The organism is Streptomyces sp. BYX5S, from assembly GCF_054724165.1.
Window position 1 is genome coordinate 4,765,482 of sequence record NZ_CM138829.1, and the last position, 24,563, is coordinate 4,790,044.

Sequence of the window (24,563 nt, forward strand, 5' to 3'; positions counted from 1 at the left end):
TGGTGGACCCCCCTTCCGCACAGTCCTCCAGGGACAAGCGTCGCGGATCACATATGACCGACGTAAGGACCGAAAGTCCCTAAAGGAACTTTACAGACATCACGGATGTAATCGGAAGGGGTCCCAGGTCAGCGCTTCAGCACCCCAGCGCCTCAACGCCTCAGCGCCTCAGCGCCTGCGCAGGGAGATCGGCAGTCCGTCCTTCGGGAACGGGAGCGAGTGGTAGTCCATCGGCGGGGTGTAGCCGGGGGCGACGGTCCACTCGTGGGTGCGCAGCAGGCGGTGCATGATCGCCTTGATCTCGAGCCCGGCGAAGTACAGGCCGATGCACTTGTGCACACCGCCGCCGAACGGCTCCCACGCGTACCGGTGCGAGCGGTCCTCGCGGCGCTCGGGGCCGAACCGGTCGGGGTCGAACGCCGTCGGGTTCGTCCAGTACTCCTCCATGAAGTGGGTGAACTGGACGCCGACCAGGACGTCCGTGCCGGCGGGGATGCGGACGCCCTGGACCTGGGTGTCCTTGACCGCGTACCGGACCAGGGTCGGCACCGGAGCCCGCAGCCGCAGCGCCTCGCGCATCACCAGGTCGATCGACTCCAGCCCCTCCAGTTCGGCCATCGTCGGCTCGGGGCCGAGCGCGAGGGCCTCGGCGCGGCAGCGATCCTGCCACTGCGGATGCCGGCCGAGGTGCTCGAGGATCGTGGCGGTGGTGATGGTGGAGGTGTCGTGCGCCGCCATCATGAGGAAGATCATGTGGTTGACGACGTCCTCGTCGGTGAACCGCTCGCCGTCCTCCGTCTCGATGTGGCAGAGAACCGAGAAGATGTCGTCGGTCTGTTCGGCGCGCTTCGCCGGGAGGTAGTGCCGCAGGAACTCCTCCAGCACCCTGCGCCCCCGGTACGCGCGTCCCCACCGGGTGAACGGCACATCGGCGCGGACCACTCCGGCGGCGGCCTGGACGCAGGCGATGAACGCCTGGTTGACCCGGTCCATCTCCGCCTGGCCGGTGTCCTTCGCGCCGCCCATGAAGAGGTCCGCGGCGATGTCGAGGGTGAGCTGCTTCAGCTTCCAGTACGAGGGGAAGGCGGCGTCCTCCGTCCAGCCCGCCATGCCCTGCTCGATGGCCGGGTGCATGCCGCGGGTGTAGGCGGCCAACCGCTCGCGTGTGAAGGCCTGTTGCATGATCCGGCGGTGCGCCTTGTGCTCGTCGAAGTCGATGAGCATGAGCCCCCGGTGGAAGAAGGGGCCGACGAGCCGGGCCCACGCGGGCTCGTTGGCGAACGCCTTGTCCTTGTTCAGCAGTGCCTCGCCGCAGGCGTCGGGCCCCAGCAGCATCACCGAGGTCTTGCCCAGCACGTGGAAGGGGGCGACCGGGCCGTACCGTTCATAGCCGCGCCGGTACAGGGCCACCGGATCCTTCGCGTACTCGAAGAGCTGCCCTATCCAGGGCAGCCCCCGGTCGTCGCGTCGCTGGGCCGGAACGGCCCGCACCTCGAGCCCCTCGGCCGTCATGCGATCCTCACCTCACAGTGCGCTGGCGTCGGCTGTGCTTCTGGCTGCGCTTTGGCTACGCACAAGGTGGGTCAGGGGGCGTGACAAGTCAACGGGGCGACGTGGAAGGGGAGTTCTTCATCAGCGCCTTCAGCACCCGGGTGCTGAGGACGCCGATGAGGAGCGTCGCGATCGGCAGGACGACGTCCACCCACGGGTCTCGGATCGGTTTGTACGTGGCGTTCCCGTCCTTGATCTCGATGAAGCCGAGGGGCTTGGCGCCCGCGCCGCCGCCTCCGCCGCCGCCCTCCCCGTCCTTGTCCCCGGCCGCCTCGCGCCCGGCGCCGCCGCCGAATCCGAAGCCGACGCGGGCTACGGGGACGACGGTGATGCCCTCCCGGAAGACCGGGTCGCCGAAGACCGCGGCGACGGAGGCGCGTCCGCCGAGCTTCTCGGCCAGCCGCTCCAGGAGGGCGGCGGACGCGTTGGCGGCGGTGAGTTCGGCCGGCGCGCCGGGGGCGGCGGGTCCGTCGGTGCGGGTCATGGGTGCCTCCCTGAGGTGCCTTCGTGGCAGGGCACCTCACGCTAGGCCGGAGGTGGGGCCTCCGCCACCGTCGGGTGCGCCCAACTCCCTTGACCGGAAACGCGGTTGCGGGAGGCACCCGGAGCCGGGCGCCTCCCGCTGTCCGTACCGGTTCCCTAGATGACGCCCTGCGCCAGCATCGCGTCCGCGACCCGCTCGAAGCCCGCGATGTTCGCGCCCGCCACGTAGTCGCCGGGAGCGCCGTACCGTTCGGCGGTCTCGTGGCAGGTGTCGTGGATGTCCTTCATGATGTGCGCGAGTTCGTCCTCGACCCGCTGCGCCGACCACGACGTGCGGGAGTGGTTCTGGGCCATCTCCAGCGCGCTGACGGCGACGCCGCCCGCGTTCGCCGCCTTGCCGGGTCCGAAGGCGACGCCCGCCTTCTGGAACAGGTCCACGGCCTCGGGGGTCGTGGGCATGTTCGCGCCCTCGGAGACCGCCTTGACGCCGCCCTGGATCAGGGCCGAGGCGTCGCTCGCGGTCAGTTCGTTCTGGGTGGCGGACGGCAGCGCGACGTCGCCGGGCACCTCCCAGACGCGGCCGCCGGGCACGAACCGGGCGGAGGCGCCGCGGCGTTCGGCGTAGGAGCCGACGCGGCCCCGCTCGACCTCCTTGATCTGCTTGAGCAGTTCGAGGTCGATGCCCTTGTCGTCCACGACGTAGCCGGAGGAGTCCGAGCAGGTCACCGGGTTCGCGCCGAGGGCGTGCAGCTTCTCGATGGTGTAGATCGCGACGTTGCCGGAGCCGGAGACCACGGCCGTCTGCCCCTCCAGGTCCTCGCCGCGCTCGCGCAGCATGGCCTCGGCGAACAGCACGTTTCCGTAGCCGGTGGCCTCCGGGCGGACGAGGGAGCCGCCCCAGCCCTGGCCCTTTCCGGTGAGGACGGACTCCCAGCGGTTGGTGATGCGGCGGTACTGGCCGAAGAGGTAGCCGATCTCGCGGCCGCCGACGCCGATGTCCCCGGCCGGTACGTCGGTGTGCTCGCCGATGTGCCGGTGCAGCTCGGTCATGAACGACTGGCAGAACCGCATGACCTCGGCGTCGCTGCGCCCGTGCGGGTCGAAGTCGCTGCCGCCCTTGCCGCCGCCGATGCCGAGGCCGGTCAGCGCGTTCTTGAAGATCTGCTCGAAGCCGAGGAACTTGATGACTCCGAGGTTGACCGAGGAGTGGAAGCGCAGACCGCCCTTGTACGGGCCGAGCGCGCTGTTGAACTCGACGCGGAAGCCGCGGTTGACGTGCACCCGGCCGCGGTCGTCCTGCCACGGCACCCGGAACATGATCTGCCGTTCGGGCTCGCACAGCCGCTCGACGAGCCCGGCCTCGGCGTACTCGGGGCGGGCCTTCAGCACCGGGGCGAGGGTTTCGAGGACCTCGTGCACGGCCTGGTGGAACTCGGGCTGGGCGGGGTTGCGCTGTTCGATCTCGGCAAGGAGGTCGCCGAGGATGTCCTGCGTGTTGGTTCGCGTCGTCACAGAAAGCCTTTCGGGCTCGGCAGCGCCGTGCCGTTGCGGGTGCGGCTCGCTCGGGTCCGGTCGTTCGATGAGCGCGCGGCGCCGTTGCCGTGCGCGGGACCAGGTAAGTGTTACGCGCAGGTAAACGTCTTGGCCAGGGGGGTTCGCGACCGCGGGGTGGAGGTGCGGTGGGACAATGCCGCACTGGTGCCGGAATCCGGAGGGAATCGTGAGCGTGATCAAGTGGGTGTCCCTGCGGAGCACCGGTCCTCGTCCCGTCCCCCGGCCCGTGGCCACGCCGCTCGTGTGGGCGGCGGCGGGCACCACGGCGCTGCTCCTCGCGGCGCTCGTCAACGTCCTCCTGGGGCCGGGCCGACCCTGGCTCGCCCTCACCGCGCTGGCCCTGCTGGCCACGGCCCTGGGCTTCTGGGCCCGCTTCACCGCGGCCCCCGGCACCGCGCTGCTGTGCTGGCTGTTCCTCAACGGCTTCGCGATACCGCCCGCGGGCACCTGGGACTGGATCGCCCACCGCGACCCCCTCTGGCTGACCTGCCTCCTGGCCGCGGCCCTCTTCGGCACGATGATCGCCCGCGTCACCCACGCCCGCGCCGCCTACCGCACCGTGTACGCGGCGCCCGCGCCCCGAAGCGCGCTGGGCGACGAACCGTATACGACCTGACGCGCGGAACCGGCGCACCGGCCGCGCCCGCCCCCGGAACGCCATGGCGCCGGCCCCGCTGATTCGAGGAAGCGGGGCCGGCGCGAGGGGATGAGGCCGGCTGCGGGGTGTGCACTCCCCCGTACGCTCATCGCGCGACAGGAACCGCAGCCGGTCTCGGTGGATGCAACGAGCCGCGAACCGCCATGTTCCGCCACGCGGCGGCGGATTGACGACGTGCACCCAATTTTCTGGTCGCCTTCACGGGACGGGCACGTCGGATGCGGCGACGTCATCCGCGCTCAGCGCGCCGTGGCGGTGCCGCCCATGTAGTTGGTCACGAGCACCGTCAGTTCCTCGACCATTTCCTCGCGGCCGATCGCGGGCCGCTCCAGGACCCAGCGGACACTCAGCGCCTCCATCGCGGCCACGATCACCCACGAGCGCGTCGCCCCGCTGCGCTCCCCCGGCGCCCGGCCCGCGAGGTACGCGGAGCCGAGGTCCTGGATGCGGCGGCGCAGGGCGTGCAGATGGACCTCGCTGTAGCGGGGCGGGACCTCCTCGGTCACAACGCGAAGCAGTTGCGAGTCGTGTTCGAGCGCGGACAGCAGCGCCTCGACCGCGTTGGGGATCAGCCGCTGCGGCGGGTCGGTCAGCCGGTCGGCGAGCGAGGCCGTGACCCGGTCGCCGGTCTCCGCCCAGAAGCGCTCCATGAGGACCGTCAGCAACTCGTCCTTGTCGCGGAAGTACTGGTAGAGCGAGCCGGGGCTGACGCCCGCCTCGTCCGCGACCCGCGTCGTCACGAAGCGCGCGTAGCCGTCGCGCGCGAGCACCGCGCGCCCTGCCGCGACGATCCGCTCCACCATCCGGCGGGAACGCTCCTGTCGGGGCTCCTTGCGCATAACGCGAATTGTATGCGAATAAATATTCGCGTTACAACGGAACGCATGACACAGATCAGCGAGGTCCGTGGCACCACCCGCTTCCCGAGCCGCTACCGGGAGGCCGAGGAGCGCGGGCGCAGGATCGCCCGCGGGATCTTCCTCTTCGCCGACATCGACAAGGACATCGACGAGACGCTGATGGAGCGGGTGGGCGACGCGCTCCTCGAACGCGACGAACTGGGCGCCCGCCTCGCCGACGCGACGCGGCTTCCCGCCGGGGACCCGGACCGGGTGACCCACGCGCAACTCGGCCGCGCGCTGTCCGCGGCGCCCGCCGATCTGCCCGCGGACGCGCCGCCCGCGCTGCGGGCCCTGCTCGACCACGCGCGGACCGTGCCCGAGTGGGTGGACTGGGAGCGGGTGGAGCGGGGCGCCGCCGCGCACCGCTACCTGGGCCGCAACTCCGGCGACGTACTCACCCTCCTGTCGCTCATCGGCGGATACCGCTTCGGCGGCCCGCCCGATCTCCTCGTCCTGACGGGCGGGCTGACCGGCGGGACGACGCTGCGGCGGCTGGGCGAGACGACGAAGTGGGCGAACGCCGTGACCCGTGCGGGCGGACTGCGGCCGGGCGCCGAGGGCTGGCGTCTGACGGTGCATGTGCGCGCCATGCACGCGCTGGTCAACGCCCGCTTCGAGCCGCGCTGGGACACCGCGCGCTGGGGGCTCCCGGTGAACCAGGCCGACCAGGCGGGCACGCTCGGGCTCTTCGACTCGACGGTGATCGTCGGCAGCCTCGCGCTCGGTGTGCGGCTCACGAGGGACCAGCGCGCCGACATGATGCACATGTGGGCTTACGTCGGGTGGTTGATGGGCGTGGCGCCGCAGTGGCTGACCGACGACGAGAACGTACGGCACCACTGGAACCACCACATCCTGCTGGCCTCCGCCGGGCAGACGCAGGCCGGGCGGGACCTGGCCCGCCACGCCCTGGACGCGCAGGCCGAGCGCCGCTTCGGACACCGCAACCCGCTCGTCGAGCGGCTGCACGGACGCTACGAGCGGGCCCGCCAGACGAGTCTGCTCGGTGTGTTCATGGGCAGGGACGGCATGCGGGACCTGGGGCTGCGCCGTCGGCTGCCCTGGGCACTGGTGCTCTCGCTCGCGGTCAACACCGTCCGGTACCGCGTGCTGGGCGTCCTGCCCGGCGGTCGGCGTCGGCTGGAGGCGTACGGGGCGCGGGTGCAGGACCGGATGCTGGCGTCGATGTTCCCGGAGGGGACCGCGGCGGTGGGCCGGCTGCCGGGGGCCGACGGCTGAGCACCCGAGCCACGTGAGGCCCGCGCCCTATTCCACCTACGCGGCGCGGTAGCGGCCCTCCCCCAGGTCGACGACTCGCCCCTGAGCCACCAACCGGCCCAAGTGCCGCCGTGCGGTGCGCAGTTCCACGGGCCGGACGTGCGCGCCTTGCACGTGCGGCCGGTACACCAGGCGGTGGTCGGCGATCTCGTCGAGCGTGTGCGGGGCGTTCAGGAAGGCGAGCAGTTCCGCGTCCCGCTTCTCCACCACGGCGGCGTAGGCGTCGAGGCGGCGGCGGAACTCGGCCGCGCCCTCGATCACGCCCTTCTGGTGGGCGGTGCCGTACCAGCGCGCCTCGATGCCCGCGCAGCGCCGCATCGACGCCTCGAAGGCGTCGAGGTCGCTGCCCACGTCGCCGTAGTACGGGCCGAAGGAGGTGAGGTCGATGTCCGCGACGAACAGGAAGCCGTCGGGCTCGATCAGGAATCCGCAGTGGCCCGCGGTGTGGCCCGGCAGATGGACCACGGTGACGGTGCGGCCCCCGAGGTCGAACACCGCGCCGTCCTCGAACCCTTGCGCGTCCGGGCGCCCTTCGACGTGGAACTCCTCGCGCATCGCCCGGTCGACCGCGGCGACGTCCCCGGGCGGCAGGTCGAGCGCGGCGACCAGCGACGCGCGCGAGCGCAGCGCGTCCAGGTCGCCGTGGTGGACGTGCACCGGCACGTCGTAGCCGCCGAGGCCGGCGATGTGGTCCTCGTGGCCGTGGCTCACGAGGACCAGGTCCGCGGGCGGCGCGTCACCGACGAGGGAGAGCGACGGGTCGACGACCAGCGTGGCGTCCGTGCCGCGCACGAGCAGTGAATTGCCGTACGGGTAGGCGCCCTTGCCGTCGCCGACGAGCACGTCGACCGCGCCGAAGCGGACGGGGGTGTATCCGGTGGTGCGGGGTTCCATGGCTTTCCGTTTCTCGTTCCTCCGGCCGGGCCCGTTCGGCCCGGCTTCCACATCCCGTTGGGTACACAGGAGTTGACCACGAACGGCGCCGGGGCGTGGCGCGGTCAGCCGCGCAGGAAGTACAGGGCGGTGGTGACCACGGCGGTCGTCAGCAGGACGGCCCGCAGCAGCCGGGCGGGCAGCCGACGGCCCAGGTGGGCTCCCGCGAAGCCGCCGAGCACGGCGCCGACCAGCATGGTGACGAGGATCAGCGGGGCGCGCAGCGCGTCGGAGGCGAAGAGGAACAGCACGGTCGCGCTGAGGAAGACGGCGGCGAGCTGGGTGACGCGCATCGGGTTGCCCGCGGCGGCGTCGAGGCCGAGGCCGATGCTCCACAGCGCCAGCATCAGGATGCCTACGGCCCCGCCGAAGTATCCGCCGTACACGGCGAGGAGGAACTGACCGATCAGGACGGCGCGCGCACTCATGCCGACCGGGCGGCCCAGCGCCCTGGTCAGCGCCGAGGAGACGTGGCGGCCGAAGGCGAGCACCACCGTGGCGAAGGCGAGCAGCCAGGGCGCGGCGGCCTCGAAGGACGACGCGGGCAGCACCAGCAGCAGCGCCGCGCCGACGAGCCCGCCCAGCACACTGGCCGCGGTCAGCGCCTTCGTCGACGCGGTTCCCACGGGGGCGAGTTCGCGGCGGTACACCCACGCGCTGGTGACCGCGCCGGGGACGAGGGCGACCCGTGACACCGCGTTCGCCACGACGGGCGGCAGGCCGACGGCCACCAGTGCGGGCAGCGCCACGAAGGTGCCTCCGCCGCCGATGGCGTTCAGGGCTCCGGCGGCGACTCCGGCCGGCAGGACGAGCAGCATCTCCTTCATCCGCCGAGCTTCGCCCGCGGATGAACGACTCCACAATGCGGAATCGACGTTCCCAGACTTCGGCTCCGCCTAAGGCTCGGGCGCGGGTCGTGGCCTAGGCTGTTTCGGTGCGCTACGACCTGGACGATCTCCGTCTCTACCTCCACATCGTGACGGAGGGCTCCATCACGGCGGGCGCCCGGCGCATGCACCTCAGTCTTCCCTCGGCCAGCGCCCGGGTGCGCGCCCTGGAACACCACGCGGGGGTGCCGCTGTTGATCCGCGGCCGCCGGGGCGTGCGGCCCACTCCGGCCGGGACGACGCTCGCCCGGCACGCACGGGACGTGCTCGACCGGACCGCCCGCTTGGAGAGCGCCGTCGCGAGCTACACCCGGTCCCCGACCGCCCGGCTGACCCTGCTGGGCGGCGGATCCGCGATGCACAGGCTGGTACCGCAGGCCCTGATCCCGTTCCTGCGCGCGTATCCGGACACCGATGTGACCGTGTCCGAGTGCCGCACGCCGCTGACGGTGCGCAGGCTCGCCGACGGCGAGGCGGACCTGGGTGTCGTCATCGAGGACGAGGCCGCCGACAGCGGGCTGCGCATGGAACCGCTCGGCGACGACTCGCTCGTCGTGGTCGGTCAGGCGGGCGGGGTCCTCGACGGCCGGGCCTCGCTGACGTACAGCGAGGTGGCCGAGCACCCTCTCGTCGGGCTCGACGCCGACTCCTCGCTGCGCCGCTGGATCGAGCAGCGGCTCGGGCCGCACGCCCCGGTGGTGCGCCACCGCACGACGGTCGCCGATCTGAACGCCGTCGTCTCCCTGGCCGCCGCGGGCGCCGGTCTCGCCGTGGTGCCGCGACGCTCGCTCCACTCCCAACAGGCGCTGGACGTCTGCGCGTTGACGGACGCGTGGGCGCACCGCCGTCATCTGCTGGCCTGGGGCGTCACGGACGACGGGGCATCGACGGCGACCGCGGCGCTCGCCGAACATCTGCGACGGGCGGCCCTGGAGTCGTGAACCACCGACAGTCGAACGACATCCGGCGACGAGGAGACTCAGTGAGCAAGCAGTACGTGGTGGGTCTGCACGAGGTCGACGAGACCCGGGCCGGACTCGTCGGCGGCAAGGGCGCGCACCTCGGCGCCCTGACGCGGATCGAGGGGGTCCGGGTGCCGCCGGGCTTCTGCGTGACGACGGACGCGTTCCGGCAGGTCATGGCCGGGGCCGCGCCCGCGCTCGGCGACCGCCTCGACCGGCTGGCGCGCACGGACCCGGACGACCGGGAGGCGATCCGGGCGCTCGCCGCGGAGATCCGCGCGGCCGTGGAGAACGCCGCCGTGCCGACGGAGCTCACGACGGCGGTCACCGGCGCGCTCGCCGACCCCCGGCTTACCGGCTCCCGGCTCGGCGACCACGGGGCCGCGTACGCCGTCCGTTCCAGCGCCACGGCCGAGGACCTGCCGACGGCCTCCTTCGCCGGACAGCAGGACACGTACCTGGACGTCGTGGGTCCGCAGGCGGTGCTCCGGCACATCGGCCGGTGCTGGGCGTCGCTGTTCTCCGAGCGGGCGGTGGCCTACCGGCAGCGCGCCGGCATCGACCACCGGACGGTCGACATGGCCGTGGTCGTGCAGCGCATGGTGCACCCCGACGCGGCCGGTGTGCTGTTCACGGCCGACCCGGTCACGGGCGACCGGAAGGCCGCCACCGTCGACTCCGTGTTCGGCCTCGGCGAGAAGCTGGTCTCCGGTCTGGTGAACCCGGATGTGTTCCGGGTGCGGGGCGGCGAGGTCGTCGACCGGTCGATCGTGTCGGTCGACGAGCGGGGGCGGGAGCGGCCGTCGCTGACCGACGAGCAGGTCCAGCGCCTCGTGCGGCTCGGCCGCCGCATCGAAGCGGGCTTCGGACGGCCGCAGGACATCGAGTGGTGTCTGGCCGGCGACGCGTTCCACATCGTGCAGAGCCGCCCGATCACGACCCTGTTCCCCGTCCCCGAGACCGGCGACGATGACCCTCACGTCTACCTGTCCGTGGGCCATCAGCAGATGATGACCGACGCGATGAAGCCGCTGGGCATCTCGGTGTGGCAGCTGACGGCCATGGCGCCGATGCTCACGGCCGGCGGGCGGCTGTTCGTCGACGCCACCCGGCGGCTGGCCGCTCCCACCAGCCGCGCGGCCCTCCTGGACATCGTCGGCCGGGGCGATCCGCTCATCAGGGACGCCCTCGAAACCGTCCTCGACCGCGGGGACTTCGTACCGACTCTCCCGGACCCGGACCCGGCCCCGAGCGGCCCTCCGGCGGGCGGGCCGCGGGACACACCCGTCGAGACGGATCCCGCCGTCGTCACCGGTCTGATCGAGCGGAGCCGGGAGTCCGTCGCCGCGCTGGAGCGCGCGATCGTGACGAAGACCGGCCCCGCGCTCTTCGACTTCCTCCTCGACGAGGCCTTCGTGGAGCACAAGAAGGCACTCGCCGATCCGCTCAGCATGCAGGCGGTCATGGCCGGGATGCAGGCCACGTGGTGGCTCAACGACAACCTCCAGGAGTGGCTGGGCGAGAAGAACGCCGCCGACACCCTCACCCTGTCCGCGCCGGGCAACGTCACCTCGGAGATGGGCCTCGCGCTCCTCGACGTCGCGGACGCGATCCGGCCGCATCCCGAGGTGGTGGAATTCCTGCGGAACATCGGGCGGGTGTCGGACGCGGACTTCCTGGACGAGCTGGCGAAGCGTCCCGGCGGGACCGAGGCCCGCGCGGCTTTTGAGGAGTACCTGGACCGGTACGGCATGCGCTGCGTCGGCGAGATCGACATCACCAGGCCCCGCTGGCGCGAGCGCCCGACCACCCTCGTGCCGGTGATCCTCGACAACGTGCGCAACTTCGAACCGGGTGCCGCGGCGCGGCGGTTCGAGGAGGGTGCGCGCACAGCGCGGGAGAAGGAGGCGGACGTGCTGGCGCGCCTGCGGGCGCTGCCGGAGGACGGGGACGCCAGGGCCGAGGAGACCCGGCGCATGATCGAGCGGGTCCGCACCTTCATCGGCTACCGGGAGTACCCCAAGTACGCCCTCATCAGCCGCTACTTCCTGTACAAGCAGGCGCTGCTGCGGGAGGCCGAGCGCCTCGCGCGGGCGGGTGTGCTCGCCGCCGCGGAGGACGTCTTCCACCTCACGTTCGAAGAGTTCCACGAGGTGTCCCGCACGAACCGGGCCCCGGACCCCGGGCTGTTGCGGCGCCGCAGGGAGGACTTCCGTACGTACGAAGCGCTCACCCCGCCCCGTGTCCTGACCTCCGACGGCGAGGCGGTCAGCGGGTCGTACGCACGCCGAGCGGGCGTGCCGGCGGGCGCCCTGGTCGGTCTCGCGGTGTCCGCCGGGACCGTGGAGGGCCGGGCCCGTGTCGTCCTGGACATGGCGGACGCCGATCTGGAGGCGGGTGACATCCTCGTCACGGCGTACACGGATCCCAGTTGGTCGCCGCTGTTCGTCGGGATCGCGGGGCTGGTCACGGAGGTCGGCGGTCTCATGACGCACGGCGCGGTGATCGCCCGCGAGTACGGTCTGCCGGCCGTCGTCGGCGTGGACCGGGCCACCCGGCTGATCCGCGACGGCCAACGCGTCCGGGTGCACGGGACGGACGGCCACGTCGAGATCCTGGACTGACCGACTGCCCCGACCCACCGCCACCCACGACGCGAAGGCACCCGTGACCGACCTCCCCAAGCCCGCCACCCTGCGTGCGTTCGTCGCGCTCGCGCCGCCCGACGCGGCGAAGCAGGAACTTAAGGACGCGCTCCGCCCGGCGTACGCCGCTCACGCCGGGCTGCGCTGGAACCGGATCGAGGACTGGCACATCACGCTGGCGTTCCTGGGCGAGATGTCGCTGTGCGCGGTGCACCGGCTCCGTCCGGCGCTCGCCGCCCTCGCGGCCGTCCACCCCTCCCCCGAGCTGGCGCTGCGCGGCGCGGGGCACTTCGACGAACGGGTGCTGTGGAGCGGCCTGGAGGGCGACCTGGCGGGCCTGCACCGGCTGGCGGAGGCGGTCCAGGGGCAGGTCAGGGCCGACGGGGTCGAGCTGCCCGAACGCCGCTTCCGCCCGCATCTGACCCTGGCCCGCGCTCGCCGCCACGACACCACGTCCGTCCCTGAGGCGGCCACCACGCTCACCGGCTTCGCGGGCCGCCGCTGGCATCCGCACCGCCTGCACCTGGTGGGCAGCACCCTCGGCAACGGGCCCGCCCCGAGGCGCTACCAGGACATCGCCGCGTGGACCCTGGCGGGGGAACCGGGGCCGCGCGGGGCGTGACCCGTCGCCCGGGTCAGGCCTGCTCGACGGCGAAGAGTTCGAGGTGGCCGCACTTCGGGCAGCGCAGCGCCTGGATGCGGCGGCGGGGGCGGCCGAGGCGCTTGGCGCCGCCGAAGATGCCGCGTTCCAGGGCGCCTTCGACCCAGCGCGCATAGCCGCGCGAGTGCTCGCCCGCGTCCTCGATGAATCCGTCTTCCAGGCCGCCGGTGCCGCAGTGGGTGCAGTTCTTGTCCGTCACCCGGCCAGTCTAGGAGGGGGCCCCGGGCCGCACGACGATCTCGTCGAGACGCGGCGGCCGGTAGTGGGGCCCCTTGAGCACCTTGCCGTCGTCCCTGCGCAGCACGCGCCCGTCCGCGGCGACCTTGCTCATGTTGGACCGGTGGACCTCCGTGAACACCGCCGGCAGGTCGATCCCGAGCGCGTCGGCGGCCCCGTACGTGACGTAGAGGACGTCGGCCAGCTCCTTGGCCACCGCCCGGTACGCGGCGACCGGATCGCCCCCGGCCCGCAGCGCCTCCGCGAGATCGGCGAGCGCTTCCGCGGCCTCTCCGGCCTCCTCGGTCAGCAAGGTCCGCCGGTGCTCGGCCAGTTCGGGGCGTGCCGCGCCGGCCGGTCCGTCGAACGACTCGCGGAACTCGGCGACGCGGCGCATCGGTTCGTGGTCCATGCGGTGACCCTACGCGTCAGCGGGATCGGGAACGCCGCGCCGCGTCCCATGGCGTTCGAACGGGACATTGTTCGCGGATCCGCGGATTCTACAAGGTGGGTCACTCTGTCGTGTGGAGGTTGGCGCAGCTCGCGTCCCGCTCGGGCGACGGCGGGCACAATCCGCTGCATGACGTTCGGCATTGTGCGTCGCCGCCCCGGCGAACTCCCCCGTGAACTCACCGGTTTCATCGGCCGGGCCCCGGAACTGACGCAGTTGGACGCCGCGTTGGGGACGCAGCGCTGTGTCACCGTGGTGGGTCCCGGTGGTGTCGGCAAGACGCGGCTGGCGCTGCGCGCGCTGGCGGGGCGGACCGGCGGTACGGAGGTGCCGGTGTGTCTGGTGGAGCTGTCGGCGCTGCACGATCCGAGCCTGCTGCCGCACACCCTGGCCGCCTGCCTCGACCTGCCCGAGCAGTCCGGGCGGCCGCAGCTCGACGTGGTGCTGGAACACTTGCGGGAGCATCCGGCGCTGATCGTCCTCGACACCTGCGAGCACCTGGTGGACGCCTGCGCCGAGCTGGTGGACGTGCTGCTGCGCGAGACCGACGGCGTACGCGTGCTGGCCACCAGTCGGCAGCCGCTCGACGTCCCTGGCGAGCACACCTTCCCGCTGTCGCCGCTCGGTGTGTCGGACGGCGGCGGGGAGGCGGTCGCCCTGTTCGAGCAGCGGGCCGCGGCGGTCGTCCCCGGGTTCGAGGTGACCGACGCGAGCCGGGAGGCCGTGGTGCGGCTGTGCCGTCGCCTCGACGGCATGCCGCTCGCCATCGAACTGGCCACGGTGCGGCTGCGGGCGGTGCCGCTGAACCAGCTGCTCGACCGTCTGGAGGATCGTTTCCGTCTCCTTACGGGCGGCCGCAGGACCTCGCTGCCGCGCCACCAGACGCTGCGGACGACCATCGACTGGAGCCACGACCTGTGCGACGCGCGCGAGCGGCGGCTGTGGGCGCGGCTGTCGGTCTTCGGGGACGTCTTCGACCTCGCGGCGGCCGAAGAGGTGTGCGGCTTCGGCGAGTTGGGCTCGGACGAGGTGATGGAGGTGCTCATCGACCTCGTCGACAAGTCGGTGGTGCAGCGGGTGGACGAGTTCGGCCCCGGCTCCGGCGCCGACGGGGCGACGCGCTACCGGATGCTCGACACGCTGCGCGAGTACGGGGCGGAGAAGCTCGCCGCGTCGGGCGAGGAGACCGCCGCCCGCGACCGGCATCTGGCCCGCTACGTCAAGGCGGCCGACGAGTTCGACCGGCACTTCATCGACGACGACCAGTTGCCCCGCTGCCAGGCGCTGCGCCGTGAACACCCGGACATCCGGCTCGCGTTGGAGTACGCGCTGGTGCGCGGCGACCGGAAGCGCAAGGGGGCCGGGCTCGCCGGGGCGCTGTGGGGGTACTGGCAGATCACGGGGCTGCTGACGGAGGGCCGGTACTGGCAGCAGAAGGCCGCCGCGGCGTTCCCCGGGGCGACGCCCGAGCGGGCCTGGGCGCTGATCGTCGGCGGATACATCCGGACGTTCCAGGGCGACCCGGCGGGCGCCGTGGCGCAGATCAACGAAGGCATCGAGATCGCCGACCGGCTGGGCGAGTCCCTGATCCGGGCGCGCGGCTGGCTGTATCTGCACTGCGCGTACACGTTCGCCTGCGACTTCGAGCGGGCCGAGCGGGCGGGGGTGGCCGCCCAGGAGCGGCTGGCGGCGCTCGGCGACCTGATCGGCCTGGTCTCCCTCGATGTGCAGGCCGGGTACCAGTACCACTTGTCGGGGCACGACGACCTCGCTCTGGAGCGAGCCGGGCAGGGGCTCGCCCGGCTCGGCGCGGGTTCCGGGGAGTGCTGGCTGCGCGGCTTCGTGCACACCGTCGCGGGGCTCAGCCACTACGCGAAGGGGGACCCGGGCGCGAGCGAGGCGGCGCTGAAGGAGGCGCTGCCGCTCAAGGCGGCGCTGGGCGACGTCATCGGCTGCGGGTACGCGGTGGAGATCATGGCGTGGACGGCGGCGCGCGACGGCCGGCACCGGCGTGCGGCCTGGCTGTTCGGCGGCTCGGACGCGCTGTGGCAGTCGACCGGCGGCGAGCTGCTGAGCGGGGCTCCGGTCTCCGTGGAGAACCACCGGTCGGCGGCGGAGGCGACGCGTTCGGAGCTGGGCGGGGACCTCTACGAGCAGTTGTGGCAGCTGGGCGCGACCGCACCCCGCGAGGCCCTGTTCGCCGCGGCGCTGAGCGGCGCCGCCGATCTGGTCCTCGACCAGCCGGAGGTGCCGCGCCAGCGCCGCACGGGCCGCGGCGAGTCGCTCACCCGCCGCGAGCACGAGGTGGCGCGCCTGGCCGCGGGTGGCCTGTCGAACCGGGAGATCGCCGAGCGGCTGTTCATCTCCCGGCGCACCGTCGACGCGCACATGGAGCGGATCCTGTCCAAGCTCGGCATCGCCTCCCGCAACCGGATCGCGGTGAAGCTGGCGACGGCGGGGCGCGGCGAGTACGGCGCGTAGCCGGTTCAGGTGATGCTCAGGGCAAGGCAGAAGTCGACGCGGTCGCGCAGGGTGGCGAGGCTGTGGCCGGTGAGCTGCTCCACGCGCTGGAGCCGGTAGCGCAATGTGTTGACGTGGACGTGGAGTTGGTCGGCGCAGCGCTGCCAGGAGCCGGACGCGTCGAGGAACGCGGTGAGGGTCGGCACGAGTTCGCTGCCGTGCTCGGCGTCGTAGCGCTCGACGACACCGATGAGGCGGTCGCGGTAGAAGCGGCGCACGTCGTCGGGGACGGCGGCGAGCAGGAGTTGGTACGAGGACAGGGCGCCGCTGTCGGCCGTGCGGACGGTGCCCGTGCCGAGGGCGGCGACGCGGAGCGCGTTGCGGGCCTCCTCCAGGGCGCGGCGCAGCCCGGCCGCGCCGGTGGCGGGTCCGCCCGTGCCGATGGCCGCGTGGCCGTCCGCGAGGAGCGGGGCGAGCCGTTCGGCGGCGGCGGGCGTCTCGTGGTCGCGGTCCGGTACGAGCATGAGGTGGGCGCCGCCCTCGGCGGGGATCGGCACCGAGCAGCCGGGGCGGCGGTCGGCGACGTCCTCCAGGACGGTGGCGGCGAGTTCGGTCCCGTACGGGGTGCCGGTGGTGCGTACGTACACGGCGCTCAGGGGGGTGTCGAGGGGCAGGCCGAGGCTGGCGAGGCGGGCCGCGGCCTCCTCCTCGTGGCCGCCCGTGAGCAGGTCGACGGCCTCGCGCAGGAAGCGTGCCTCGATACGGCGGCGTTCCTGGACGGCGGCGCCGTCGAGCGCGAGCAGCGCGCACACCTCCCACGCGGCGTCGGCGACGCCCGGCGCCCACGTCCGGTAGTCGCCGGAGGCGGCGAGGTACCCGGCGGGCGGGCGGCGCGCGGCGGGTGACTGGACGGGGAACAGGGTGAGTTCGCCGCAGCCGGGGACGGTACGGACGGCGGGGAAGCCGCCCGCGCCGAGCGCGTCGTGGTGGGCGCGGGCGAGTTGCCGCTCGCTGACCGAGGGCACTCCTCCGGCGCGCGGCGCCCCGGTCGCGGAGAGCACGGCGCACCAGACGCCGGTGGCCCGCGCGAACACGTCGACGAGTCCTTCGGCGCCCTCCCCCGCGGCCATGCTGGCGACCAGGCCGCGGTGCAGGTTGACGGAGGGGGCGCGCCGGTGGGCGCCGCCGAGCGCGGCGAGCACGGTCTCGGTGAGCGCGGCGAACGACACGTCGTCGTCGACGGTGAGCAGCGTCAGCCCGTGCCGAGCGCAGGCCTCGGCCAGCGGCTCGGGCAGCGCGCCGACGTCGGCGGTCCCGGCGACGAGGGCGGTGGCCCCGGCCCCGGACAGCGCGGCGACGAACACCTCGGCGTCGGCGGGCTCGTGGTACCAGGTGGTGCTGGTCAGGACGAGTTCGCCGCCGTCGAGGTAGCGGCCGGGGTCGGACAGGTCGGTGGTGTAGACGCCACGGATGCGCGGGGCGTCGGGGGCGGGGCCGACGACGGGGCGCAGTCCCAGGCGGGGCATGGCGAGAAGTTCGGTGAGCTGCACCGGTCGGCCTCCTGGGCGCCGTCCACGGGGTGGGCGGGTGGCTCGTGTTACAGGCGATGCACACCGGCGTGCACGGGGTTTGGAGCATAGTACGGGCGCATCGCGCGAAAAGGGCCGCTCGTCTGGAGAGACGCTCAATCCCGGGCGGGCCGCGCCGCGGGTTCACTGAGGGACGCAACGAGCCGCATGTCCACCCCTTGTCCTCTCGTCGTGAGGAGCCCCGCCATGCGCGCCGATCCCGAACGTCCCTCCGCCGCCGAACGGCCGGCCTCCATCGAGCGGTTGGGCGCCGAGCCCGTGCCGCTTACGCGTCGGCACGGCCGTCCCTGGTCGCTGTTCACGCTGTGGTTCGGCGCGAACGTGCAGTTCGCGACGCTCAGCGTGGGCGCTTTGTCGACGTCGGTGTTCGGTCTCGATCTGCTGCCCGCGGTGGCGGCGATCGTCGTGGGGACGCTGCTCAGCTCGGCGCTGGTCGGCCTGTTCTCGACGCGCGGGCCGCTGACCGGGGTGCTGCAACTCATCCAGTCGCGGGGCCCGTTCGGGCGGCTCGGGAATCTGCCGTCCGCCGCGTTCACCGTCGTCAACGGGGTCGGCTGGTGTGTGGTCGACTCGCTGCTCGGCATCTTCATCCTGCGTGATCTGACGGGTATGGGCTTCGCCCCGGCGCTCGCCCTGATGGCGCTGGCGCAGCTGGGCATCGCGGTCGTCGGCTACCGCCTGATCCACACGGTGGAGCGGGTGCTGGCAGTGGTGCTCGTCGCCGTGTTCGCGGTGATGTCGGTGTACGGGTTCGGGGAGGCCCGCGCGGGCGCGCCCGTCCCTCCGGTCGACGGTTCGGTGGCGGCGTTCCTGCTGGTCGTCGCCGTCACCGCGGCCCGGGTGCTCGGCTGGTCCGCGTACGCCTCCGACTACAGCCGCTATCTGCCGCGGCAGAGCCGGCCGGGCCGGGTGTTCCTCGCGGCGGGCGGCGGGAGCGCGGTCGCCGGGGTGTGGATCGGTTCGCTGGGCGCGGCGCTCGGCACGGTCGGCGCGCTCGACGATCCGAGCGGGATGGTCAGTGGTCTGCTGCCGGACGCGCTCGCCGCGGTGGTGCTGCTGTGTCTGCTGCTGTCGACGCTGGCCTCCACGGTCATCGACCTGTACTCGGGCGCGATGGCGGCGCTGGTCGCCGGGTTCCGCATCCCGCGCTGGGTGTCGGTGCTCGTCGTCGGCGGCCTCGGCACGGCGCTGTCCTGGTACGCGGGGCACGGTGACTTCGCGGCGCAGCTGAACGACTTCCTGCTGATGACGGGGTACTGGCTGGCGCCGTGGGGCGCGGTGATGATCGTCGCGTACTGGGGTCGGGGGCGGCACGTGCTCGCCGATCCGTACGACCCGGGGCACCGCTTCGGGTGGGGTCTGCCCTGCGTGCTGCTCGCGGTCGCGGCGGAGCTGCCGTTCATGAACCAGTCCCTGTACACGGGGCCGTTGGCCGAGGCGCATCCGGTGCTCGGCTCGCTCGGCCTGTTCGTCGGGTTCGCGGTGGCGGGGGCCGCGTACTCCGTGCTGTGCCCACGCCCCCGCACGCCCCAACCGACCGGAACACCCGCACCGTACGAGAAGTCGAGGAGTGACGCATGACCATCACCACCGCGCCCACCGCCCAGGACGAGGCGTTCCTGCGCACGGCCGTCGCCGTCGCGGCGAAGTCCCGCGCGGGCGGCAACCATCCCTTCGGGGCGCTGCTCGTCCTGGACGGGCAGCAGGTCCTGGAGGCCGGGAACACCGTCGTCACCGAGCGGGACGCCACCGGCCACGCGGAGACCAATCTCGTCCGTCTCGCCACGCGCGCGTACGACGCCGCGACGCTGGCCCGCGCGACGCTCTACACCTCCACGGAGCCGTGCGCGATGTGCACGGGCGCCGTCTACTGGAGCGGCATCGGACGGATCGCGTACGCCCTCGGCGAGGACGAACTCCTCGCGCTGACCGGGGCGAACCCGGAGAACCCGACGATGGCGCTGCCCTGCCGGGAGGTGCTGGACCGCGGGCAGCGCACGGTGCGGGTGGTCGGGCCGTGCCTGCGCGAGGAGGCGGCGGCCGTCCACGCGGGCTTCTGGAACTGAGCCGTACCCGTACCCGGGCCGGCGGCACTTCCCGTGCCCCGGCCCCCTGTTCGAGGAGCACACCATGTCATCCCGTCGCACCCTGATCCACCGCGGCATCGTCATCCCCTGCGACGGCACGCGCGCCGTCCTGGACCCCGGTTCCGTCCTCCTGGAGGGCGACCGTATCGTCGCCGTGGACCGCCCCGAGGCCTTCGCCACCACGGACGCCGAGGTGATCGACGCCTCCGGGCACGCCGTCCTGCCCGGCCTGCACAACACCCACCTGCACTCGGGCCTGTTGCGCGGCACCGCCGAGTCCAAGTCGCTGTGGGACTGGCTGCGCGACTACGTGGACCCGGCCCACAAGGCGCTCACCCCCGAGATCGCCGAGGCCGCGTCGCTGCTGTGCTACACGGAGTCGCTGCGCGCGGGCACCACGTCCGTGATGGACATGTGGCGCCACATGGAGGGCTCGGCGCACGCGGCGGAGCGGGTCGGCATCCGCGCGACGCTCGTCCCGTACGTCGCGGACCTGCCGGGTTACGACTACTTCGAGACGCTGGAGACCAACCGGCGGCTGCTGAAGGACTACCGCACGTACGCGGGCGGCCGGGTGCGTTCGTGGGTGGGCCTGGAGCACCTCTTCTACTGCAGCGAGGACGCGTTCCGGGCGGCGGCGGAGCTGGCCGAGGAGTACGACACCGGGCTGCACACCCACTCCTCGGAGACGACGTGGGAGGTGGAGGAGTCCGTGCGGCGGTTCGGGCGGCGCCCCGTCGAGGAGTTCCACCACCGCGGGATCCTCGGGCCACGTACCGTCGTGGCCCACTGTGTGTGGCTCGACGACCGGGAGCTGGACCTGCTCGCGGAGACCGGGACGAGCGTCGCCCACTGCCCGTGCTCCAACATGAAGCTGTCGTCGGGTCCGGCCCGCGTCGCCGACATGCGCCGTCGCGGCATCGCCGTCGGGCTCGGCAGCGACGGCGAGAAGGAGAACAACAACCTGGACCTTCTGGAGGAGATGAAGTTCGCCTCGCTCCTCCAGAAGGTGACGTCGCTCGATCCGACGACGGGCGACCCGTGGGACATCCTCGACATGGCCACCCGCGACGGTGCTCGCGCCCTCGGCCTGGACGATGTCACGGGCTCGCTGGTGCCGGGCAGGCGCGCCGACGTGGTGACCGTGGACCTGCGCCGCCTGCACACCACGCCGCTCCTGCACGGCGAGGACTTCAACGCCGTCCCGCACCTGGTGTTCTCCGCGTCGGCCGCCGACGTCGACCATGTGTGGGTCGACGGCGAGCTGAAGGTGTCCGGAGGGAAGGTGCTGAGCGTGGACACGGAGACGGTGCGGCTGCGGGCGCAGGCCGCGGCGGAGGAGCTGTTCCGGCGCCGGGCCGCGCTGGCGCAGGGGTGACGGCCGGGGTCAGCGGGTGGCCACGTCGATGCGGGTGACGTGGTCCTCGCCGTTCGGGCCGGTGGCCGACTTGTCCAGTACGTAGGCGGTGTCGGTGTCGGCCAGGTGGACGTGGTTGGGGAGGGCGCGGGTGTCGATGGCCTCCTCGACGGTCCCGGTGCGGGTGTCGACGAGGGACACGCTGTCGGCGAGCCGGTTGACGACCAGTACGCGCGCCGAACGTCCCACGGTGGCAAGGGACTTGGCACCCTCGCCGGTGGGGACGGACCGGACGACCTCACCCGTGCGCAGGTCCACGACGGAGACCCCGCCTGCGCCCTGGTCGGCGGTGTAGGCGGTGCGGCCGTTCGCGGACAGGGCGATGGACAGGGGGCCGTCCCCGGTCGGGACGAGGCGCGGTGTGTCGGAGCCCGGGACGATCCGGATGATGCGGTCGTGGGTGAAGTCGGCGGCGAGCACGGTCCCGGTCCGCTCGTCCACCGCGAGCCCTGTCGGGCCCGCACCCTCGACGGTGACGCGCCGAGTCTCCTTGTACGTACGGGTGTTGAAGGCGACGACGTCGCCGGTGCCGAAGGCGGTGGCCCACACGGTGTCGCGCTTCTCGTCGACGACGATCTCGCGGGCGTGCGCGACGCCGCGCACGGTCGCGAGGTGGCGGCCGGTCCGCTGGCTGTACACGGCGAGGCTGTCGTTGCGGGTGTTGGTGACCCACACCGTGTTGTGCTCGTCGTCCACGTCGATGCCGTAGGCGGCCTCGATGGTGCCGTCGGTGTCGTCGCGGGGTGTCGGGTACGTCGCCTCCACCTCAAGTGTGTCCGGGTCCAGCCGCACCAGCCGTGAGCTCGTGACCGGCGCGGGCGGCTGCCCCACCGAACTGGTCGCCCAGAGCGTGTCGTTCCGCTCGGAGTACGCGGACTGGTACAGGCCGGGGGCCAGCGGCGCGGACGTGAGCGTCGAGCCGGCCGGGGCGGCGCCGGCGGCCGCGAGCGCCGGTTGCGTCAGCGTGAACGCGGTGCAGGCCACGAGGGCGACGGCGCTTGCCGCGGCGCGGTGGACACGTCTGTGGAGCGAAGGCATGGGGTGCGGTCTCTCTGCCGATCCATCGGTAAATATTAGGTAAGGCTAACCTAATGCGCTCGCAATGTGTCGGGCAACCGTCGGCCCGCCACCCCGCTTCGCGGGCGGGGCCGGTCAGGAAGGCGTGACCGTGGCCCCCGACCGCTCAAGGAGCGGGACGAAGAAGCAGCGGAACACCATGCCTCGGTCGGCGTCCCCCTCGCCTCCCGTGACGGTGTGCGTCCAGGCGTCGCGGCTGTCGGTGGTGCGGGCGTGGAAGAACACCGTGACGCGAGGTTCCCCGGTGTGCGGGTGCGGGCGCTGCTGCACGGCCAGGGCGGCGCCCAGGGTGACGGCGGCGCCGGTCTCCTCCGTGATCTCCCTGAGCGCGGCCTCGGTGAGCGGTTCACCGGGCCCGACGCCGCCCGCCGGTACCTGGGTGCCGGCGTCGGGCTGGTCCCGGTGGTCGAACACGAGCAGTTCCCGGCCGCCGGGAGCGTCACGGGTGACGTAGGCGGCGGTGCGCACGCGGGCGGGTCGCGCGCCCGAGGTGTCCTTCATGGTGTCGTCCCCTTCACGGTGTCGGTCTGTGCCGCTCGCGATGGCGCGCCACCGCGTCGTTGTTCGCGCACCGCACCGAGCAGTACGTCCGGCGGCCGCCCCGGGAGCGGCCTCTCCCCCGTAATGGTTGAAGTGCACAAGGCCATTACAGCACCGTGGGCACCGAAGCCGCTCCGGAACGCGGGCGGACGCGGCGACCACCCGGAGGAATCGCATGCGCACGGCAGCAGGAACGGCCCCGAAGAGCCCTCGCGTCGCCGCCCCGGCGCTGATGCTGACGCAGATCGCGAGCCTGCAAGTGGGTGCGGCGGTCGCCAAGGAGGCGTACGGGTCCGTGAGCCCCACGGCGCTCGCCGGGATGCGGCTGTTCTTCTCCGCCGCGATCCTCTGGCTGCTGGTCCGGCCCCGGCTGCGGGGTGTCGGCGCCGTCCGGTGGCGGGCGGCCGTGGCGCTCGGCCTGGTCCTCGCGGGCATGAACGTGGCGTACTTCCAGGCCATCGGCCACCTGCCGATCGGGGTGGCGGCCACCGTGGAACTGCTCGGGCCGCTCGCCCTGTCGATCGCGCTGTCCCGCCGGCTCGCGCACTTCCTGGTGGCGCTGCTGGCCCTCGCCGGGGTGCTGCTCCTCGCGGCGCCGGGCGCCGAACTCGCCACCACCGGGCTGCTGCTGGGCGGCGGCGCCGCGGTGTGCCGCGCCGCGTACGTGGTGCTGAGCCAGCGGGTCGGGCGACTGTTCCCCGACTGGACGGGGCTGACGCTCGCGCTGGCCGTCGGCGCCTGTGTGCTGACGCCGGTGACCGCCGTGACCGACGGCGGCCGGGTGGCGGACCACCCCGCCGTCCTTGTCGTCGGCCTCCTCGTGGCGCTGCTGTCCTCCCTGATCCCGTACTCGCTGGACATGACCGTGCTGCGGCGCGTCGACGCGCGCACCTTCGGCGTGCTGCTGGCGCTCAGTCCCGCCGTGGCCGCCGGGGTCGGATTCGCCGTGCTGGGCGAGCAGTTGACATGGCGGCAGCTCGCGGCCGGGGCGCTGATCGTGCTCGCGGGTGTGTGGTCGGTGCGGAGCGCGTCGGCCGCATCACCGGACTGACGCGGGGTGGTGACGGCCACCGAGGGGTGTACGCGTTTTCGTCCCCGTCCCCTACCACCGTCTTCGTAAGAGGTTCGATCCGCGGGACACGTGCGACCCGGTGGCACTCCTGATGCGACTGCGTGTTCGGAACGGGAGTGCCCTGGTCACAGGGGGTCCGAACGGCTCGCAGCAGGTACCGTCCGGCCCGGCTCCGAGGGGCCGAAGCGCTGCTAGCCTCCAAAAAGGTGCCGCGTTCTCACGGGGGCAGAGGAGGAGCGGCTATGTCCAATGGTTCGTTCGAGGCATACCGGAAAGCGCTCAGCGACGTCTACCGCGGCTGGTGGTTCACCTGGCCGCTGACCCAGACGGTGCGCGTCGGGGATGTGCGGGCACTGCACCGTGGCGGTTCGGCCACCGCGGGCACCCTCGCGGAGCGCGGCATCGAGGCCGAGCCGGGCCCCGCGGGCGCTCCGGGTGACCTCACCTACGACGCCGGAGGCACCGTCGCCGTCCGCTTCAAGGCGGCGGGGGCCGCCGCGCAGGGCTTCTCCTCGGTGGCGGCGGCCGACGCCGGCGCGCTGGTGGAGTTCCGGGACGAGCACAGCGCCCTCATCGTGTACACGGGCCTCGAACAGTCGGGCCTCGCGGATCTGGCGCGGCTGGCCGACACCTTGGTACGGCGGCTGTGGCGCGGCGACTGGGACCCGGCCCTGCTCGTCGTGACCGATGTCGTCAGCGCCCGCGCGGGTACCGTACTCATCGCCGAACAGGCGGGCGCCAGCGCCGAGTTGAAGCTGAGCGGGGCGGTCGGGTCCGCCCCGTTGCAACTCGTCGACCTCGCGGGCCGGGCCGCCTTCAGCGCGACGAGCCGGGTCGGCCTGACCTGGACGGGCACCGGCCTCACCCCCTGCTACCGGGTCGTCCGGGTGCGGCGGACCTGGTGGAGGCGCGTCAAGGAGGAGTACGGCACCCCGCAGCCCGGTCGTGGTCTCGCCGCGGGCCCCGTGCCCCCGGTCCTGCTGGACGAGGCCCACGAGGCAGCGCGGTCCGTGATCGAGCACGTGGCGCAGGCCGATCACATCGAGCAGGTCGAGCAGGTCGAGCAGAAGGATCACGCGCCGGAGGCGACCGGCGGCGCGTGAGCGCACAGCACAGCACTAGTTCCTCGGGGGTCCGGCA

23 protein-coding genes are annotated in these 24,563 nt (G+C 72.9%); 11 read left to right on the top strand and 12 right to left on the bottom strand.

The window, feature by feature from the left end:
- Positions 1–168 precede the first annotated feature (168 nt).
- The 3 genes from ACYBSK_RS21770 to gdhA all read right to left on the bottom strand — a co-directional run bounded on the left by ACYBSK_RS21770 (position 169) and on the right by gdhA (position 3,546).
- Positions 169–1,512, bottom strand: coding sequence for a cytochrome P450 (locus tag ACYBSK_RS21770; protein WP_460242961.1), 1,344 nt, complete (start codon positions 1,510–1,512; stop codon positions 169–171).
- An 88-nt stretch (positions 1,513–1,600) separates the two neighbouring features.
- Complete coding sequence (locus ACYBSK_RS21775; protein WP_460242962.1) at positions 1,601–2,035, bottom strand: spore germination protein GerW family protein; 435 nt, start codon at positions 2,033–2,035, stop codon at positions 1,601–1,603.
- 155 nt (positions 2,036–2,190) lie between these two features.
- Positions 2,191–3,546 (bottom strand): NADP-specific glutamate dehydrogenase, encoded by a 1,356-nt coding sequence (gene gdhA, locus ACYBSK_RS21780; RefSeq protein ID WP_457478864.1) that lies wholly within the window; start codon positions 3,544–3,546, stop codon positions 2,191–2,193.
- Between the two features lie 214 nt (positions 3,547–3,760).
- On the opposite strand from gdhA, the gene ACYBSK_RS21785 reads away from it, so the two are divergent.
- Positions 3,761–4,204 (top strand): hypothetical protein, encoded by a 444-nt coding sequence (locus ACYBSK_RS21785; RefSeq protein ID WP_457481817.1) that lies wholly within the window; start codon positions 3,761–3,763, stop codon positions 4,202–4,204.
- 281 nt (positions 4,205–4,485) lie between these two features.
- Here the strand turns inward: ACYBSK_RS21785 and ACYBSK_RS21790 are convergent, their stop codons facing one another.
- On the bottom strand, positions 4,486–5,085 hold the full coding sequence (locus ACYBSK_RS21790; protein ID WP_460242963.1) for a TetR/AcrR family transcriptional regulator: 600 nt from the start codon (positions 5,083–5,085) through the stop codon (positions 4,486–4,488).
- Between the two features lie 45 nt (positions 5,086–5,130).
- Between ACYBSK_RS21790 and ACYBSK_RS21795 the strand changes: the two genes are divergently transcribed.
- Complete coding sequence (locus ACYBSK_RS21795; protein WP_460242964.1) at positions 5,131–6,387, top strand: oxygenase MpaB family protein; 1,257 nt, start codon at positions 5,131–5,133, stop codon at positions 6,385–6,387.
- 36 nt (positions 6,388–6,423) lie between these two features.
- Here the strand turns inward: ACYBSK_RS21795 and ACYBSK_RS21800 are convergent, their stop codons facing one another.
- Positions 6,424–7,320: an MBL fold metallo-hydrolase gene (locus ACYBSK_RS21800; protein WP_460242965.1), complete on the bottom strand. Its 897-nt coding sequence runs from the start codon at positions 7,318–7,320 to the stop codon at positions 6,424–6,426.
- Positions 7,321–7,424: 104 nt separating this feature from the next.
- Positions 7,425–8,186 (bottom strand): sulfite exporter TauE/SafE family protein, encoded by a 762-nt coding sequence (locus ACYBSK_RS21805; RefSeq protein ID WP_457478868.1) that lies wholly within the window; start codon positions 8,184–8,186, stop codon positions 7,425–7,427.
- 107 nt (positions 8,187–8,293) lie between these two features.
- Here ACYBSK_RS21805 and ACYBSK_RS21810 point away from each other — a divergent pair, with 107 nt between their 5' ends.
- From ACYBSK_RS21810 to thpR, 3 genes are read left to right on the top strand one after another with little or no spacing between them, the layout of a single operon-like run.
- A complete protein-coding gene (locus ACYBSK_RS21810; RefSeq protein WP_460242966.1) occupies positions 8,294–9,187 on the top strand; it encodes a LysR family transcriptional regulator in 894 nt (297 codons plus the stop codon).
- A gap of 41 nt (positions 9,188–9,228) precedes the next feature.
- The gene (rph, locus tag ACYBSK_RS21815; protein WP_460242967.1) at positions 9,229–11,832 is read left to right on the top strand and encodes a rifamycin-inactivating phosphotransferase; all 2,604 of its coding nucleotides are present in this window, start codon (positions 9,229–9,231) and stop codon (positions 11,830–11,832) included.
- A gap of 43 nt (positions 11,833–11,875) precedes the next feature.
- Positions 11,876–12,475, top strand: a complete 600-nt coding sequence (gene thpR, locus ACYBSK_RS21820) for an RNA 2',3'-cyclic phosphodiesterase (RefSeq protein ID WP_460242968.1) — start codon at positions 11,876–11,878, stop codon at positions 12,473–12,475.
- Positions 12,476–12,488: 13 nt separating this feature from the next.
- Here the strand turns inward: thpR and ACYBSK_RS21825 are convergent, their stop codons facing one another.
- Both ACYBSK_RS21825 and ACYBSK_RS21830 read right to left on the bottom strand, forming a co-directional pair.
- Entirely contained in the window at positions 12,489–12,713 is a 225-nt protein-coding gene (locus ACYBSK_RS21825; RefSeq protein ID WP_457478872.1) for a hypothetical protein, read from the bottom strand.
- Between the two features lie 9 nt (positions 12,714–12,722).
- On the bottom strand, positions 12,723–13,142 hold the full coding sequence (locus ACYBSK_RS21830) for a pyrophosphohydrolase domain-containing protein (protein WP_460242969.1): 420 nt from the start codon (positions 13,140–13,142) through the stop codon (positions 12,723–12,725).
- A gap of 168 nt (positions 13,143–13,310) precedes the next feature.
- Between ACYBSK_RS21830 and ACYBSK_RS21835 the strand changes: the two genes are divergently transcribed.
- Positions 13,311–15,662 carry an ATP-binding protein gene (locus ACYBSK_RS21835; RefSeq protein WP_460242970.1) on the top strand — a complete coding sequence of 784 codons (2,352 nt, stop codon included), beginning with the start codon at positions 13,311–13,313 and terminating at the stop codon, positions 15,660–15,662.
- A 5-nt stretch (positions 15,663–15,667) separates the two neighbouring features.
- Here ACYBSK_RS21835 and ACYBSK_RS21840 read toward each other — a convergent pair whose 3' ends face one another.
- Positions 15,668–17,191: a PucR family transcriptional regulator gene (locus ACYBSK_RS21840; protein ID WP_457478875.1), complete on the bottom strand. Its 1,524-nt coding sequence runs from the start codon at positions 17,189–17,191 to the stop codon at positions 15,668–15,670.
- Between the two features lie 225 nt (positions 17,192–17,416).
- Here ACYBSK_RS21840 and ACYBSK_RS21845 point away from each other — a divergent pair, with 225 nt between their 5' ends.
- From ACYBSK_RS21845 to ACYBSK_RS21855, 3 genes are all read left to right on the top strand, one after another.
- Positions 17,417–18,811 carry a purine-cytosine permease family protein gene (locus tag ACYBSK_RS21845; protein ID WP_460242971.1) on the top strand — a complete coding sequence of 465 codons (1,395 nt, stop codon included), beginning with the start codon at positions 17,417–17,419 and terminating at the stop codon, positions 18,809–18,811.
- Positions 18,808–19,296: a nucleoside deaminase gene (locus ACYBSK_RS21850; RefSeq protein ID WP_460242972.1), complete on the top strand. Its 489-nt coding sequence runs from the start codon at positions 18,808–18,810 to the stop codon at positions 19,294–19,296. Before ACYBSK_RS21845 ends, ACYBSK_RS21850 begins: the two co-directional genes overlap by 4 nt.
- A 64-nt stretch (positions 19,297–19,360) precedes the next feature.
- Positions 19,361–20,695 (top strand): amidohydrolase family protein, encoded by a 1,335-nt coding sequence (locus tag ACYBSK_RS21855; protein ID WP_460242973.1) that lies wholly within the window; start codon positions 19,361–19,363, stop codon positions 20,693–20,695.
- Positions 20,696–20,704: 9 nt separating this feature from the next.
- Here the strand turns inward: ACYBSK_RS21855 and ACYBSK_RS21860 are convergent, their stop codons facing one another.
- The 3 genes from ACYBSK_RS21860 to ACYBSK_RS21870 all read right to left on the bottom strand — a co-directional run bounded on the left by ACYBSK_RS21860 (position 20,705) and on the right by ACYBSK_RS21870 (position 22,388).
- The gene (locus tag ACYBSK_RS21860) at positions 20,705–21,772 is read right to left on the bottom strand and encodes a YncE family protein (protein WP_460242975.1); all 1,068 of its coding nucleotides are present in this window, start codon (positions 21,770–21,772) and stop codon (positions 20,705–20,707) included.
- A gap of 114 nt (positions 21,773–21,886) precedes the next feature.
- Positions 21,887–22,312, bottom strand: coding sequence for an NUDIX domain-containing protein (locus ACYBSK_RS21865; RefSeq protein WP_460242977.1), 426 nt, complete (start codon positions 22,310–22,312; stop codon positions 21,887–21,889).
- Positions 22,313–22,325: 13 nt separating this feature from the next.
- Positions 22,326–22,388: a hypothetical protein gene (locus ACYBSK_RS21870; RefSeq protein ID WP_460247074.1), complete on the bottom strand. Its 63-nt coding sequence runs from the start codon at positions 22,386–22,388 to the stop codon at positions 22,326–22,328.
- A gap of 138 nt (positions 22,389–22,526) precedes the next feature.
- Here ACYBSK_RS21870 and ACYBSK_RS21875 point away from each other — a divergent pair, with 138 nt between their 5' ends.
- Positions 22,527–23,402 carry an EamA family transporter gene (locus ACYBSK_RS21875; RefSeq protein WP_460242978.1) on the top strand — a complete coding sequence of 292 codons (876 nt, stop codon included), beginning with the start codon at positions 22,527–22,529 and terminating at the stop codon, positions 23,400–23,402.
- Between the two features lie 263 nt (positions 23,403–23,665).
- The gene (locus ACYBSK_RS21880) at positions 23,666–24,526 is read left to right on the top strand and encodes a hypothetical protein (protein ID WP_460242979.1); all 861 of its coding nucleotides are present in this window, start codon (positions 23,666–23,668) and stop codon (positions 24,524–24,526) included.
- Positions 24,527–24,563 lie beyond the last annotated feature (37 nt).

Coding starts and splice junctions, on each gene's coding strand:
- ACYBSK_RS21790 (WP_460242963.1), bottom strand. CDS start 5,085: ATGCGCAAGGAGCCCCGACAGGAGCGTTCCCGCCGGATGGTGGAGCGG.
- ACYBSK_RS21835 (WP_460242970.1), top strand. CDS start 13,311: ATGACGTTCGGCATTGTGCGTCGCCGCCCCGGCGAACTCCCCCGTGAA.
- ACYBSK_RS21830 (WP_460242969.1), bottom strand. CDS start 13,142: ATGGACCACGAACCGATGCGCCGCGTCGCCGAGTTCCGCGAGTCGTTC.
- ACYBSK_RS21845 (WP_460242971.1), top strand. CDS start 17,417: ATGCGCGCCGATCCCGAACGTCCCTCCGCCGCCGAACGGCCGGCCTCC.
- ACYBSK_RS21800 (WP_460242965.1), bottom strand. CDS start 7,320: ATGGAACCCCGCACCACCGGATACACCCCCGTCCGCTTCGGCGCGGTC.
- ACYBSK_RS21795 (WP_460242964.1), top strand. CDS start 5,131: ATGACACAGATCAGCGAGGTCCGTGGCACCACCCGCTTCCCGAGCCGC.
- ACYBSK_RS21775 (WP_460242962.1), bottom strand. CDS start 2,035: ATGACCCGCACCGACGGACCCGCCGCCCCCGGCGCGCCGGCCGAACTC.
- ACYBSK_RS21875 (WP_460242978.1), top strand. CDS start 22,527: ATGCGCACGGCAGCAGGAACGGCCCCGAAGAGCCCTCGCGTCGCCGCC.
- ACYBSK_RS21860 (WP_460242975.1), bottom strand. CDS start 21,772: ATGCCTTCGCTCCACAGACGTGTCCACCGCGCCGCGGCAAGCGCCGTC.
- ACYBSK_RS21855 (WP_460242973.1), top strand. CDS start 19,361: ATGTCATCCCGTCGCACCCTGATCCACCGCGGCATCGTCATCCCCTGC.
- ACYBSK_RS21880 (WP_460242979.1), top strand. CDS start 23,666: ATGTCCAATGGTTCGTTCGAGGCATACCGGAAAGCGCTCAGCGACGTC.
- ACYBSK_RS21850 (WP_460242972.1), top strand. CDS start 18,808: ATGACCATCACCACCGCGCCCACCGCCCAGGACGAGGCGTTCCTGCGC.
- ACYBSK_RS21770 (WP_460242961.1), bottom strand. CDS start 1,512: ATGACGGCCGAGGGGCTCGAGGTGCGGGCCGTTCCGGCCCAGCGACGC.
- ACYBSK_RS21865 (WP_460242977.1), bottom strand. CDS start 22,312: ATGAAGGACACCTCGGGCGCGCGACCCGCCCGCGTGCGCACCGCCGCC.
- ACYBSK_RS21805 (WP_457478868.1), bottom strand. CDS start 8,186: ATGAAGGAGATGCTGCTCGTCCTGCCGGCCGGAGTCGCCGCCGGAGCC.